The 13,487-nt window shown below is 72.5% G+C and carries 9 protein-coding genes; 1 reads left to right on the plus strand and 8 read right to left on the minus strand.

Translation table 11 applies throughout. The features are described 5' to 3' along the window. Positions 1-43 precede the first annotated feature (43 nt). Positions 44-2,131 carry a hypothetical protein gene (locus CFW40_RS11105; RefSeq protein ID WP_088797633.1) on the plus strand — a complete coding sequence of 696 codons (2,088 nt, stop codon included), beginning with the start codon at positions 44-46 and terminating at the stop codon, positions 2,129-2,131. 156 nt (positions 2,132-2,287) lie between these two features. Here the strand turns inward: CFW40_RS11105 and obgE are convergent, their stop codons facing one another. The 8 genes from obgE to CFW40_RS11145 all read right to left on the minus strand — a co-directional run bounded on the left by obgE (position 2,288) and on the right by CFW40_RS11145 (position 13,414). Beyond that, positions 2,288-3,724 carry a GTPase ObgE gene (gene obgE, locus CFW40_RS11110; protein WP_088797634.1) on the minus strand — a complete coding sequence of 479 codons (1,437 nt, stop codon included), beginning with the start codon at positions 3,722-3,724 and terminating at the stop codon, positions 2,288-2,290. Positions 3,725-3,901: 177 nt separating this feature from the next. Continuing rightward, positions 3,902-4,159, minus strand: coding sequence for a 50S ribosomal protein L27 (rpmA, locus tag CFW40_RS11115; protein WP_018088248.1), 258 nt, complete (start codon positions 4,157-4,159; stop codon positions 3,902-3,904). 14 nt (positions 4,160-4,173) lie between these two features. After that, positions 4,174-4,494 (minus strand): 50S ribosomal protein L21, encoded by a 321-nt coding sequence (gene rplU / locus CFW40_RS11120; RefSeq protein ID WP_006605648.1) that lies wholly within the window; start codon positions 4,492-4,494, stop codon positions 4,174-4,176. Between the two features lie 234 nt (positions 4,495-4,728). Next, entirely contained in the window at positions 4,729-8,568 is a 3,840-nt protein-coding gene (locus tag CFW40_RS11125) for an Rne/Rng family ribonuclease (protein ID WP_088797635.1), read from the minus strand. 220 nt (positions 8,569-8,788) lie between these two features. Continuing rightward, the gene (locus CFW40_RS11130) at positions 8,789-9,589 is read right to left on the minus strand and encodes a TIGR03936 family radical SAM-associated protein (protein ID WP_088797636.1); all 801 of its coding nucleotides are present in this window, start codon (positions 9,587-9,589) and stop codon (positions 8,789-8,791) included. 48 nt (positions 9,590-9,637) lie between these two features. Continuing rightward, positions 9,638-10,786 (minus strand): hypothetical protein, encoded by a 1,149-nt coding sequence (locus tag CFW40_RS11135; RefSeq protein ID WP_088797637.1) that lies wholly within the window; start codon positions 10,784-10,786, stop codon positions 9,638-9,640. A 52-nt stretch (positions 10,787-10,838) separates the two neighbouring features. Next, positions 10,839-11,411: a GNAT family N-acetyltransferase gene (locus CFW40_RS11140; RefSeq protein WP_088797638.1), complete on the minus strand. Its 573-nt coding sequence runs from the start codon at positions 11,409-11,411 to the stop codon at positions 10,839-10,841. Between the two features lie 77 nt (positions 11,412-11,488). After that, on the minus strand, positions 11,489-13,414 hold the full coding sequence (locus tag CFW40_RS11145) for a TIGR03960 family B12-binding radical SAM protein (protein WP_088797639.1): 1,926 nt from the start codon (positions 13,412-13,414) through the stop codon (positions 11,489-11,491). Between the last annotated feature and the right edge of the window lie 73 nt (positions 13,415-13,487).

Consider the following 13,487-nt stretch of genomic DNA (forward strand, 5'->3'; position numbering starts at 1 on the left):
CGGCCTCCCCTTTGACCTTTCGTGCTGCCAGGAGCCCTCCCCCGTGCCTTCCGCCGGAATCGCCCCCCGCCGAGCCGTCCAGCTCGCGGCACTCTTCGCGATGATGGTCGCGTTCACCGCCCAGTTGGTCGGTGCGCTGCTGCCCGTCATCCCGCTGTTCATCGTCGCATCCGTGGTCAACCTGGGTCTCGACCTGGTCCTCCAGCACAAGCAGCCCGGCCTGCTCGCGGTGCTCGGCCGGATCCGGTTCGATGTCACGGTGCGCCAGTTGCTGCGCGACATGCTGATACTGGTCGGCCTGCTGCACATCGACGGCATCAACCCGCTCGAGGAGCAGGCGCCGCTCACCATCACGCTGCTCCTCTTCTACGGCACCCACTTCGTGTGCCAGGCGGTCGCAGTGCTGGTCCGCAGGACCCGCAGTCTGCCGTTCGTGACCCGCAACATCGACGCGAGCGCGCTGCGGCTGTGCGACGCCCCGCCGCGCATCCTCTCCCGCCAGACGGGCCGGCGGCTGCTGCGTTTCTCCGTGCCCACCACGGTCGGCATGATGCTCACCGCGATCACCACCGACGCCTACTGGGGCGGCATCGGCCTCGCCGTCTCCCTGACCCTGTCCGCCGGCGGCACCCTCTACCTGGGCACCTGGCTGCTGCCCAAGAAGCGGGTGGCGAGCGAGAAGCAGGCCCTGGCGTGGCTGGACGACTGGCTGGCCGAGTACCGGCCGACGGTCGGCATGTACTTCTCCGGCGGCTCCTCCTCCGCCTACCAGGCCAACATGTGGCTGAGCACCCTGGCCTCCCTCGACGGCAACCCGATCATCGTGCTCCGTGAGCGCTTCATGGTGCAGAAGATCGAGGCCACGGACGTGCCGATCGTCTGCATCCCCAAGGTCGCCAACCTGATGCGGCTGGAGCACTCCACGCTCAAGGTCCTGCTGCACCCGGCGAACTCCGGCAAGACCTCGCAGATCCTGCGCATCCCCTCCATCAAGCACGCCTTCACCAACCACGGCGAGAGCGACAAGCTGTCCTCCTGCAACCCGTACGCCAAGGCGTACGACGAGGTGTGGGTGGCGGGCCCGGCGGCCCGTGACCGCTACCAGCTCGCCGACATCGGCGTCGAGGACAAGGACGTCATCGAGGTCGGCCGCCCCCAGCTGGCCCCGATCCAGCCGTACGCGGGCGCCCCGGCCGGCCGGATGACCACCGTGCTGTACGCCCCGACCTGGGAGGGCTGGGACGGCAACCCGGGCAACACCTCGGTGATCCTGGCGGGCGAGAACATCGTCCGCGAACTGCTCGCCGACGAGAACGTGCAGCTGCTGTACAAGCCGCACCCGATGACCGGTTCCGTGGACCCGCGCGCGGGCGCCGCCAACACCCGCATCCAGGCGATGATCACGGAGGCGAACACCCGGCGCAGCGGTGAGCGTCCCGGCCCGGAGGCCGCCGCCGAGCTGGCCCGCCGCGCCGAAGAGCTCAGCGCGCTGACCACCTCCGCGTTCCGCAAGAGCGCGGACGAGCTGGAGCGGATGGGCCTGCAGGGCACCCCCGAGGAGGGCCGCGCCGCCGCCGTCGAAGCGGCCGTCACCGCCTGGGAGGCGGCGTACTGGAACTCCTTCCCCCGGTGGGAGCACCGCATCATCACCACCGCCCGCCCCGGCATCTTCAGCTGCTTCAACCAGGCCGACGTGCTGATCAGCGATGTCTCCAGCGTGGTCTCCGACTACCTGAGCAGCGAGAAGCCGTACGCGGTCGCCAACACCTCGGGGATGAGCGAGGACGACTTCAGGGCGAACTTCCCGACGGTGCGGGCCGCGACGATCCTCACGCCCGACGCGCACGAGGTGGCCGGTCTGCTCGACGCGGTCCGCAACCCGGAGCGCGACACCCTGGCCGCGGAGCGGGCCGAGCTCAAGGAGCATCTGCTGGGCCCGTCGGACCCGCCGTCGTCGGTCCGCTTCAACCAGGCCGCGCTGGATCTGGCAGCGAAGGCCGACGAGCGGCGCATCCGGATGGAGAACCGGCTGTCCGGTATCCCCGGCCAGCGCTCGCAGGAGGACGTGGACGCCTCCGAGACGGCCGAGAACGAGGCCAGCGGCGCCTCGGACACCACGGCCGCCGTCTAGGCCGCAGCGGGCCGCTCACGGCTTCGGCCGCGGCGCGGGCCACGCCGACAACGGGGAAGGCCCCCGGGAGTTCTCCTCCCGGGGGCCTTCCCCGTTGCTGTGGGTTGCTGTGGCCGCTGCCGTGGCCGCCGTGCCAGGGCAGTCCGCCCGGCGGCCTCAGAAGGGCCGGAAGCCGTCGTACTCCTGGTCGGCCTCGTCCCGTGCCAGGTCCCGGTCCCTGCGGCGCTGCGCGGCCGGCCGGGGCGCCTCCATACGGTGGTCCTCGCCGCGCCGGCCCAGCATCTCCGCGCCGGCCGCCATCATCGGCTCCCAGTCGAAGACGACCGCGTTGTCCTCGGGGCCGATGGCGATGCCGTCGCCCGCGTGCGCGCCCGCCTTGCGCAGCTCGTCCTCGACGCCGAGGCGGTTGAGGCGGTCGGCGAGGTAGCCGACGGCCTCGTCGTTGTTGAAGTCGGTCTGGCGGACCCAGCGTTCGGGCTTCTCGCCGCGCACGCGGAAGAAGTTCTCGCCCTCCGCCGTGATCGTGAAGCCGGCGTCGTCGACGGCCTGGGGCCGGATGACGATACGGGTGGCCTCCTGGACGGGCTTGGCGGCGCGGGCCTTGGAGACGACGTCGGCGAGCGCGAACGACAGCTCCTTCAGGCCCGTGTGGGCGGCCGCGGAGACCTCGAACACGCGGTAGCCGCGCTCCTCCAGGTCGGGGCGGACCAGGTCGGCGAGGTCCTTGCCGTCCGGGACGTCGATCTTGTTGAGGACGACCATCCGGGGCCGGTTGTCCAGGCCGCCGTACTGCGTCAGCTCCTCCTCGATGATGTCGAGGTCGGAGACCGGGTCGCGGTCGGACTCCAGGGTCGCGGTGTCCAGGACGTGCACCAGCACCTCGCAGCGCTCGACGTGCCGCAGGAACTCCAGGCCCAGGCCCTTGCCCTGGCTCGCGCCGGGGATCAGACCGGGGACGTCCGCGATGGTGTAGACGGTCGAACCGGCCGTCACCACACCGAGGTTGGGCACCAGGGTGGTGAAGGGGTAGTCGGCGATCTTGGGCTTGGCGGCGGAGAGCACCGAGATCAGCGAGGACTTGCCGGCGCTCGGGTAGCCGACCAGCGCGACGTCCGCGACGGTCTTGAGCTCCAGCACGATGTCGCGGGCCTCACCGGGCTCGCCGAGCAGCGCGAAACCGGGGGCCTTGCGGCGGGCGGAGGCCAGCGCGGCGTTGCCGAGGCCGCCGCGGCCGCCCTGCCCGGCGACGAAGGTGGTGCCCTGGCCGACGAGGTCGGCGAGCACATTGCCCGCGCGGTCCAGGACGACGGTGCCGTCGGGGACCGGCAGGACCAGGTCCTGGCCGTTCTTGCCGGAGCGGTTGTCGCCCGCGCCCGGCTGGCCGTTGGTGGCCTTGCGGTGCGGGTGGTGGTGGTAGTCGAGAAGGGTGGTGACGTCCTGGTCGACGACGAGGATCACATCGCCGCCACGGCCGCCGTTGCCGCCGTCCGGGCCGCCCAGCGGCTTGAACTTCTCCCGCATCACGGAGGCCACGCCGTGGCCTCCGTTACCCGCGGCGACGTGCAGCTCGACGCGGTCCACGAAGGTGGTCATGGTGGGGGTGCCTCCAGATAACTACGGGTATGTCGCTCTACTGCGCGCATGTCTCTGCCCTGCGCACACGTCTCTGTACTAACACGCAAGGGCGGACCGGCCTTCCCGCTCGCGCGGGAGAAGGCGGTCCGCCCCTGAGTGATGCTGATGCTGAGCTATCGCTCGGTCAGGCCGGAATTACTCGGCGACCGGAACGATGTTCACGACCTTGCGGCCACGGTGGGTGCCGAACTGCACCGCACCGGCAGCCAGCGCGAACAGGGTGTCGTCGCCGCCGCGGCCGACGCCCGTGCCCGGGTGGAAGTGGGTGCCACGCTGGCGGACCAGGATCTCACCGGCGAGGACGGCCTGACCGCCGAAGCGCTTCACGCCGAGCCGCTGAGCATTGGAATCGCGACCGTTCCGAGTGGACGATGCGCCCTTCTTGTGTGCCATGTCTCCTCAGTCCCTTACTTCGCCGGAGCGTCGATGCCGGTGATCTTCAGCGCCGTGTGGAGCTGGCGGTGGCCGATCCGCTTCTTGTAACCGGTCTTGTTCTTGTACTTCTGGATCCGGATCTTGTCGCCCTTGTGGTGGTCGACGACCTCGCCCTGGACCTTCACGCCGGCCAGGACCCACGGGTCGCTGGTGACCGAGTCGCCGTCGACAACCAGCAGCGTCGAGAGCTCGACGGTGTCGCCGACCTTGCTGGTGGAAATGCGGTCAACCTCGATGACGTCGCCAACAGCAACCTTCTGCTGGCGTCCGCCGGTGCGCACGATCGCGTACACGCGGAACTCTCTTTCGCTAGGAACGGATCCTCTGATGCCAGCCGCTCACACGGGCTCGGGATGGGGCCCGTGGAATCCGAGTGGACGAGCGGCCTCTCCCGGCGGACCGAGAGGTGTTTGCTCAGGGGTTCGGTGTCACAGACACCGACGGTCAAGATTACGGGGCCTTGACCAGGGGGTCAAACCGGCCCCGGACCGCTGACGGTCCGGGGCACGGCCGTGCTGCGCCGCGGCTTACGCCACGCCCTCCGCCTGCGCCGCCGACGACTCCTCGGCGGCAGCGGTCTTCTTGGCCGCCGCCTTCTTGGCCGTCGCCTTCTTGGCGGTGGTCTTCTTCGCCGTGGCCTTCTTGGCGGTGGTGGTCTTCTTCGCCGCCGCCTTCTTGGCCGTGGTCTTCTTCGCCGCGGTCTTCTTGGCGGTGGCCTTCTTGGCCGCCGTCTTCTTCGCGGTCTTCTTGGCCGCGGGCTCCGCCTCCGCCCCGGTGCCCTCGGCGGGCTCCGCGACCCCGGCCGGCTCCGGCTCGCCGACCGGCTCGGCCGACGGCGCCGGCTCGGCGGGCACCACGATCTCGGCGGCCTCACCGGCGGCCTTGGGGGCGCCCGCCGGAGCGGTCACCTTCCGGGTCGCGCGACGGCGCGGACGGGCCGGTGCGGGCTCCGCGGCCGGCGCCTCGGCGACCGGCTCGGGGGCCTGCTCCGGCTCGGCTGCCGGGGCCGGCTCGGCCGGCACCACGATCTCGGCGGCCTCACCGGCGGCCTTGGGGGCGCCCGCCGGAGCGGACACCTTCCGGCTCGCCCGGCGGCGGCCACGGCCGCGTCCGGCGGCCGCCTCGGCCTCGGCCGGGCTGCCGAACCACTCGTCGGTCCCCTCCACCGCGGGCTGCAGCTCGGCCTCCGTCACGGGGGCGGGCTCCAGCTCGGGGGCAGCGGCCTCCGCGGCACCGGCCTCGGGGGCGGGCTCGACGGCCTCGGCCTCGTGGACGTGCGGCTCGGCCTGGGTGCCCTTGCCCTTCTTCTTGCGCTTGCCACCGCCGCCGGCCGCCGTCGGCTGGTCCATGTGGACGATGACGCCACGGCCGTTGCAGTGCACACACGACTCGGAGAAGGACTCCAGCAGGCCCTGACCGACCCGCTTACGGGTCATCTGGACCAGGCCGAGCGAGGTGACCTCGGCGACCTGGTGCTTCGTACGGTCCCGGCCCAGGCACTCCAGCATCCGCCGCAGCACCAGGTCCCGGTTGGACTCCAGCACCATGTCGATGAAGTCGATGACGACGATGCCGCCGAGGTCGCGCAGCCGCAGCTGGCGCACGATCTCCTCGGCCGCCTCCAGGTTGTTCCTGGTGACGGTCTCCTCGAGATTGCCGCCCTGACCGGTGAACTTCCCGGTGTTGACGTCGATCACGACCATCGCTTCGGTCTTGTCGATCACCAGCGAACCACCGCTGGGCAGCCAGACCTTGCGGTCCAGCGCCTTCATCAGCTGCTCGTCGATGCGGTACGTCGCGAAGACGTCGACGTCCGAAGTCCACTTCTGCAGCCGGTCGGTGAGATCCGGGGCGACGTGCGCGACATAGCCGTGGATGGTCTGCCACGCGTCGTCACCGCTGACGATGACCTTGGAGAAGTCCTCGTTGAAGATGTCGCGGACCACCCGGACGGTCATGTCCGGCTCGCCGTAGAGGAGCGACGGGGAGCTGGTGGAAGCTGCCTTCGCCTTCTTCTGGATCTCTTCCCACTGCGCCTGCAGCCGCTGGACGTCGCGCGCCAGCTCGTCCTCGCTCGCGCCCTCGGCGGCGGTGCGCACGATGACGCCCGCGTCCTCGGGGACGATCTTCTTGAGGATCTGCTTCAGCCGCGCCCGCTCGGTGTCGGGGAGCTTACGGCTGATACCGGTCATCGAGCCCTCGGGCACGTAGACCAGGTAGCGGCCGGGGAGCGAGACCTGGCTGGTGAGCCGGGCGCCCTTGTGGCCGATCGGGTCCTTGGTGACCTGCACCAGCACGGACTGGCCGGACTTCAGCGCGGTCTCGATGCGGCGCGGGCCGTTGGACATGCCCAGCGCCTCGAAGTTGACCTCACCGGCGTACAGCACGGCGTTGCGGCCCTTGCCGATGTCGACGAAGGCGGCCTCCATCGAGGGCAGGACGTTCTGCACCTTGCCGAGGTAGACATTGCCGACGTACGAGGTCGCCTGCTCCTTGTTGACGAAGTGCTCGACGAGCACGTTGTCCTCGAGGACGCCGATCTGCGTGCGCTCGCCGCTCTGGCGGACGACCATCACCCGCTCGACGGCCTCGCGGCGGGCCAGGAACTCCGCCTCGGTGATGATCGGCACCCGGCGGCGGCCCTGCTCGCGGCCCTCCCGGCGGCGCTGCTTCTTGGCCTCCAGGCGCGTCGATCCCTTGATCGACTGCACCTCGTCGGCGCTGGTGGACTCGTCCTTCTTGCGGGGCTCGCGGACCTTGACGACCGTGCGCTCCGGGTCGTCGGTGCCGGTGAACCCGTCCTCGCCGGCGTCACCGGTGCGACGGCGGCGACGACGGCGACGGCGGCTGCTGCTGGAGCCGCCGCCCGGCTGCTCCTCGGCCTCCTCCTCCGCCTCGGGCTGCTCGTCGTCCTCCTCGGGCTCGGCCCGCTCGCTCTCGCGCTCCTCGGCGCCGCGGTCCTCGGCGGACTGCTCCTCGGCGCCCTCGGCGGCCTCACCGCGACGGCGGCGACGGCCACCACGGCGGCGGCGGCGCGAGGGGCGGCCGTCGGACTCGTCCTCGCCCTGGCCGCTCACGGCCTGCTCGGTCTCCGGTTCGGCCGCCGCTACGGCCTCCTCGGCCGCCGGCTCCTCGACGGGGGCGGCGGACACCTGCTCGGGCTCGGCCGGGGCACCACGGCGGCGACGGCGGCGCGCACCGGCGGGCTGCTCCTCCACGGCCGGCTCGGCGGCGGTCTCCTCCTGGCGCGCCGCGGCAGCGGCGGCGGCCGCGGTCTCCGGCGTCTGGAACATCGGCTCGGTGAAGACCGGTGCCTGGAAGACGGCCGTCGGGGGCCGCTGCGCCCGGCGGCGGCCGCGCTGCGGCGCCTCCTGCGCGGGCTCCTCCTCGGCGCGGGGCGCCTCGGCGGCGGGCTCGGCGGCACGCTCGCCCCGGCGGCGTGCGCGGCGGCGGGGGGCCTCGGCGGTCTCGTCCTGGGCGGTCCCGGCGTCGGCGGTCCCGGCGGTCCCGGCCTCGGCGGCCGGAGTCTGCTCGGCCTCCGCCTCCGCGGCCTGCGGCGCACCCGCGGGGGCGGTGGCCTTACGGGTGGCACGGCGGCGGGCGCGGGCGGGCCCCGCGTCCTCGGCGGCGGCCGGGGTCTCCTCGGCGCTCTCGGCCGGGGCGGCCGGTGCCACGGCCTCGGCGGCGGGCGCGGCGCTCTCCCCGACCGCCTCGCCGGCGTCGCTCACCTGCGGGGCTCCGGCCGGAGCGGTGACCTTACGGGTCGCCCGGCGGCGGGTACGGCGCGGCGCGGCGTCCTCGGTCTCCTCGGCGGCGGCCGGGGCGGGCTGCGCGGCGGGCGCGGGCTCTTCGGCGGCGGCCGGGGCGGAGGGCGCGGGCTCTTCGGCGGCGGGCTCCTGACCGGCCTCGTGCTGCGGGGCACCGGCCGGCGCGGACACCTTGCGGGTCGCCCGGCGGCGGCCGCGGCGCGGCGCGGCGTCCTCGGCCTGCGGCGTCTCGGCGGCGGCCGCGGGCGTCTCGGCGGCGGCTTCGGCCGGTTCGTCACCGGCCGGCTGCGGGGCTCCGGCGGGAGAGGTGACCTTACGGGTCGCGCGGCGGCGGGAGCGGGCCGGCTTGGCCTCGTCCCCGGTGGTCACCGCGGAGGCGGCGGCCTCCTCGCCGAGGGCCGGACCGGCCTCGGCAGCGGCGGTGGCCTCGGTGCTCACCACCTCGGCTGCGGCGGCGCCACCGGCCACCGGAGGACCGGCCGGCCGGGAGGCCGCACGGCGCCGGCGGCGCGGCGGCAGCGTGTCGCTGGGTGAGTGATTGTCGTCGGCACCACGGTCCTGGGACTGCGTGGCGCGGGTGGGCTCAATGGGCTCGAGCATGCGGGCGGTTCTCCCGTCACGCTCCCGGGCGCCGCGCCTGATTCCGGCCGCGGTCCGCGTGATGAGCGCGGTCCCGCTGTCCGGGGCGTGGGCGCCGCACGGGAGCTGTCGTCTCGCTCGCCGATCCCCGTAGGGCAGGGACCGGCGAAAGTCTCCTGGTCAGTGCGTCTGCCGGACCGGGGTGGCTCCCTGGCTGATCGGCGACGCGACGACGGCGGTCCTACGCAGTACCGTCCCCGGCTGCCGGGGAGGCCCCGCTCGTCACCTTCGCGGCACTCAGCCCGGCGGCCGTGGGTGGGGCGGCCGTGGCAGCGTCGCGGTCGGGCTCAAGCGGGTCGGTCACCGCGCCGGTCTCCTCATCGAGCAGCCCCTGCGCCAGCCTGGTCACCGCTGCGGGGACCGGCGGCGCCAGGTCGGCCGTAGCTCGGAGGCCGGACAGGACGTCGTCGGGTCGAACGGCAGGTGTCAGATGCCGAACAACCAGCCGCAGTATCGCACAGGCTTTGCCGTCGGGCCTATCGCCGGCGTGACCGGTGGCTTCCAGACGCGTCACCGCGGCCCGTGCGTCAAAGGTCCGCATGCCGTTTTTCGTCCGCCGCTCGACCAGCACCTCGTCCGCGGCGAGGAACGCCTCGACCGCGCGACCGGCCTCCCGGGGCTCGACCCCGTCGAGCCGGAGCTCCCACACCGAGGCCTGGAGCCGGTCGGCCAGGCCGCTGGTGCGGGCCTCGACCGCGTCGGTCACATCGAGCCCGTCCGGCAGCGACGCGTCGAGCAGGGTGCGCAGCGTGTCCGGATCGCGGTGCTCGGTGAGCTGGATCTCCAGGTACTCGGCCTCGCTGCCCGTACCGGTCGGGGCGGCGTTGGCGTACGACACCTTGGGGTGCGGGGTGAAGCCCGCCGAATAGGCCATGGGGACCTCGGCGCGGCGCAGCGCCCGCTCGAAAGCGCGCTGGAAGTCGCGGTGGCTGGTGAACCGGAGGCGGCCGCGCTTGGTGTAGCGCAGTCGGATGCGCTGCACCGCCGGTGCGGGCGGCGGGCCTTCGGGCTGTCGCTTGCCCAGTGTCGTTCAGTCCTTCGTGAGTGCGGTCGTACTGCTACCTAGAGTACGTGTGCCGGGGGCTCCCGGTTCCCGCCGGGGCTCGGCAGCGGTGGCCGGCCGGGGCTCGGCGGGGGCGCCGAACAGTGCCCGCCGGATCTCCCTGCGGGTCTGCCGCACGGTCGCGCGGGCGGTGCGCAGGGCCTGCCGGACCGGCCGCCAGATGCCGTCCCGGATGCCGTGCCCGAGAGGGGTGAGCACCGTGCGGTACACCCACCGCAGCGGCTCGACGAGGACCCACCGCAGCACCGCGGCGAGAAACCGGCCAAGGGCCCTGGAGATGATCCCCGCGGCCCGCCAGCAGTGCCCGAGCGCCGCTCCCGTCTCGCGCACCACCGCCGTCACCACGGCGGCCGACAGCCGCCCGGCGGGCACCAGCACATACCGCCACAGGGTGACCAGCGGCACGACCACGAGCCACCGCACGAGCGTGGCGAGAACGGTGCCGAGGCCGCGCACCAGCCAGGCGAGGCCCCGTCCGGCCGGTGTCAGCACATGGACGTACAGCCACTGGGCGGGCACGACGACGAGCAGGCGGACCAGCCATGCCAGGACCGCGCCGGTCCCCCGGCCGACGGGCGCCAGCACATACCGCCACAGCGCCACCCACGGCCACACGAACAACGCGCGGCCCACCCACCGCAGGGCCGCGCCCAGTCCGCGCAGCAGCCAGGCGAGGCCGTGCCCCACCGGGGTCAGTACGTGGGTGTACAGCCACTGCGCGGGGAGCACGAGCAGCTGCCGCACCAGCCACGCCACCGCCCTGCCGGTCCCCCGGCCGACCGGGGCGAGCACGGCGCGCCACAGCCACCCCAGCGGGGCGACGACCAGCGTGCGCCAGGTCCACCCGAGCGGGAGCACGACGAGGGTGCGCCAGGCCCAGGCCAGGGGGGCGAGGACGAGGGTGCGCCACAGCCGGGCGAGGCCGCGGCCGAGGGGGCGCAGCACGCTCCGGTCGACGGCCCGGCCGGCGGCGGTCAGCGCGTCCCACACCAGGCGCACCGGCACCACGAGGACCAGCACCACGATCCGTACCGGAATACGGACCACTTGGGTCACACAGCCCTCGCCCGGCGCGTAACGGGCGGGCACCCGCCGCTCGTTGTCGGTGGGCTCCATCCGGCCCCTCCCCCTGGTTCTTCCGTCGCCGTACCGCGGGTGCACCGGCCCCTCAGACGCGCCGGTGCGGCTGCTCTCCGGCGGCGGGCGCGGCCGCGTGGATCCAGTAGCGCAGCTTCTCCCCCCGCTGGTCCTCGAAGACCCCGCCGCAGGCCTCGATGACCTTACGCGAGCCGGTGTTGGTGTGGTCGCAGGTGACCAGCACCGGGTCGATGCCCAGCTCGTGATGGGCGAAGGGCAGTGCGGCGCGCAGCATCGCGGTGGCGTGGCCACGGCGGCGGGCACCGGGGCGTACGCCATAGCCGATGTGGCCGCCGTAGTGGAGGAGTTCATCGGTGAGGCGGTGGCGGAAGGTGACCCGTCCCAGATAGCTGCCGTCCGCCACCCACCACCGGGTGGTCGTGGGGACCACCCCGTCGGCGCGTACCTCACCCGGGGCGCCGCTGATCGCGTCGACGTACTCCGCGAACCCCTCCACGGTCGGCCAGCGGGTGGCCCAAGTCCGCAGCTCGCGGGCGAGGTTGGAGTGCGGTACCTGCTCGGCGCCGTCGGCGCGGAACTCGTCCATCGCGGCGAGGAAGGAGGCATGGACGCGGGCGGTGGGGGCGATGAGCTGCGGTGACATCACGTCATTGTGCAGGAGTACGCCACGGCCCGGCCCCCGGGGTGCGGGGACCGGGCCGAAGAGGTATACGGGAGGCGCTACTTGACGACGGTCAGGGGCAGCAGCTTCTTGCCGGTGGGGCCGATCTGGATGTCGAGGTCGAGCTGCGGGCAGACGCCGCAGTCGAAGCACGGAGTCCAGCGGCAGTCCTCGACCTCGGTCTCGTCGAGCGCGTCCTGCCAGTCCTCCCAGAGCCAGTCCTTGTCGAGGCCGGAGTCCAAGTGGTCCCAGGGCAGGACCTCTTCGTACTCCCGCTCGCGGGTGGTGTACCAGGCGACGTCGACGCCGAAGCCGGGCAGCGTCTCCTCGGCGGCCTTCATCCAGCGGTCGTACGAGAAGTGCTCGCGCCAGCCGTCGAAGCGGCCGCCGCCCTCGTAGACGGCGCGGATGACCGAGCCGACGCGGCGGTCGCCGCGCGAGAGCAGGCCCTCGACGATGCCGGGCTTGCCGTCGTGGTAGCGGAAGCCGATGGAGCGGCCGTACTTCTTGTCGCCGCGGATCTTGTCCCGGAGCTTTTCGAGACGGGCGTCCGTCTCCTCCGCCGACAGCTGCGGCGCCCACTGGAAGGGGGTGTGCGGCTTGGGGACGAAGCCGCCGATGGAGACCGTGCAGCGGATGTCGTTCTGTCCGGAGACCTTGCGGCCCTCGGCGATGACCTTGACCGCCATGTCGCCGATCTGGAGCACGTCCTCATCGGTCTCGGTCGGCAGACCGCACATGAAGTACAGCTTCACCTGCCGCCAGCCGTTGCCGTAGGCCGTGGAGACGGTCCTGATCAGGTCCTCTTCGGAGACCATCTTGTTGATGACCTTGCGCATCCGCTCGGAGCCGCCCTCGGGCGCGAAGGTCAGACCGGAGCGACGGCCGTTGCGCGTCAGCTCGTTGGCAAGATCGACGTTGAAGGCGTCCACCCGGGTCGAGGGCAGCGACAGGCCGATCTTGTCTTCCTCGTACCGGTCGGCGAGCCCCTTGGCGATGTCGCCGATCTCGGTGTGGTCCGCGGAGGACAGCGACAGCAGGCCGACCTCCTCGAATCCCGTGGCCTTCAGGCCCTTGTCCACCATGTCGCCGATGCCGGTGATGCTTCGCTCCCGCACGGGGCGCGTGATCATGCCGGCCTGGCAGAAACGGCAGCCGCGGGTGCAGCCACGGAAGATCTCGACGGACATCCGCTCGTGGACGGTCTCGGCCAGGGGGACGAGCGGCTGCTTGGGGTAGGGCCACTCGTCCAGGTCCATGACGGTGTGCTTGGACACCCGCCACGGGACGCCGGAGCGGTTCGGCACGACACGGGAGATCCGCCCGTCGGCCAGGTATTCGACGTCGTAGAACTTGGGGACGTAGACGCTGCCGGTCTTCGCCAGGCGGAACAGCAGCTCATCCCGGCCGCCGGGCCGGTCCTCGGCCTTCCAGGCGCGGATGATCTCGGTGATCTCCAGCACCGCCTGCTCGCCGTCGCCCACGACCGCGCAGTCCAGGAAGTCCGCGATCGGCTCGGGGTTGAAGGCCGCATGGCCGCCCGCCAGGACGATCGGGTGGTCCTCCGTGCGGTCCTTGGCCTCCATCGGGATACCGGCGAGGTCCAGGGCGGTGAGGAGGTTGGTGTAGCCCAGCTCGGTCGAGAAGGAGACACCGAGCACGTCGAAGGCGCCGACGGGGCGGTGCGCGTCGACCGTGAACTGCGGGACGTGGTGCTCACGCATCAGCGCTTCGAGGTCCGGCCACACGCTGTACGTGCGCTCGGCCAGCACGCCCTCGCGTTCGTTGAGGACCTCGTAGAGGATCATGACGCCCTGGTTGGGCAGACCGACCTCGTAGGCGTCCGGGTACATGAGCGACCACCGCACATCACAGGAGTCCCAGTCCTTGACGGTGGAGTTCAGCTCACCGCCGACGTACTGAATGGGCTTCTGCACATGCGGGAGCAGGGCCTCGAGCTGCGGGAAGACCGACTCGGCAGACATCTCGAACCTTCGTGAGCTGGCAGGGGGCGACTCTCAAGCGTAACCGCTCGAAGCCACCCCCTCGCACGGCGAG

The sequence above is a fragment of the Streptomyces sp. 2114.4 genome (genome assembly GCF_900187385.1).
GTDB classification, from domain to species: domain Bacteria; phylum Actinomycetota; class Actinomycetes; order Streptomycetales; family Streptomycetaceae; genus Streptomyces; species Streptomyces mooreae.

Coding starts and splice junctions, on each gene's coding strand:
- CFW40_RS11140 (WP_088797638.1), bottom strand. CDS start 11,411: ATGTCACCGCAGCTCATCGCCCCCACCGCCCGCGTCCATGCCTCCTTC.
- obgE (WP_088797634.1), bottom strand. CDS start 3,724: ATGACCACCTTCGTGGACCGCGTCGAGCTGCACGTCGCCGCGGGTAAC.
- rpmA (WP_018088248.1), bottom strand. CDS start 4,159: ATGGCACACAAGAAGGGCGCATCGTCCACTCGGAACGGTCGCGATTCC.
- CFW40_RS11135 (WP_088797637.1), bottom strand. CDS start 10,786: ATGGAGCCCACCGACAACGAGCGGCGGGTGCCCGCCCGTTACGCGCCG.
- CFW40_RS11145 (WP_088797639.1), bottom strand. CDS start 13,414: ATGTCTGCCGAGTCGGTCTTCCCGCAGCTCGAGGCCCTGCTCCCGCAT.
- CFW40_RS11125 (WP_088797635.1), bottom strand. CDS start 8,568: ATGCTCGAGCCCATTGAGCCCACCCGCGCCACGCAGTCCCAGGACCGT.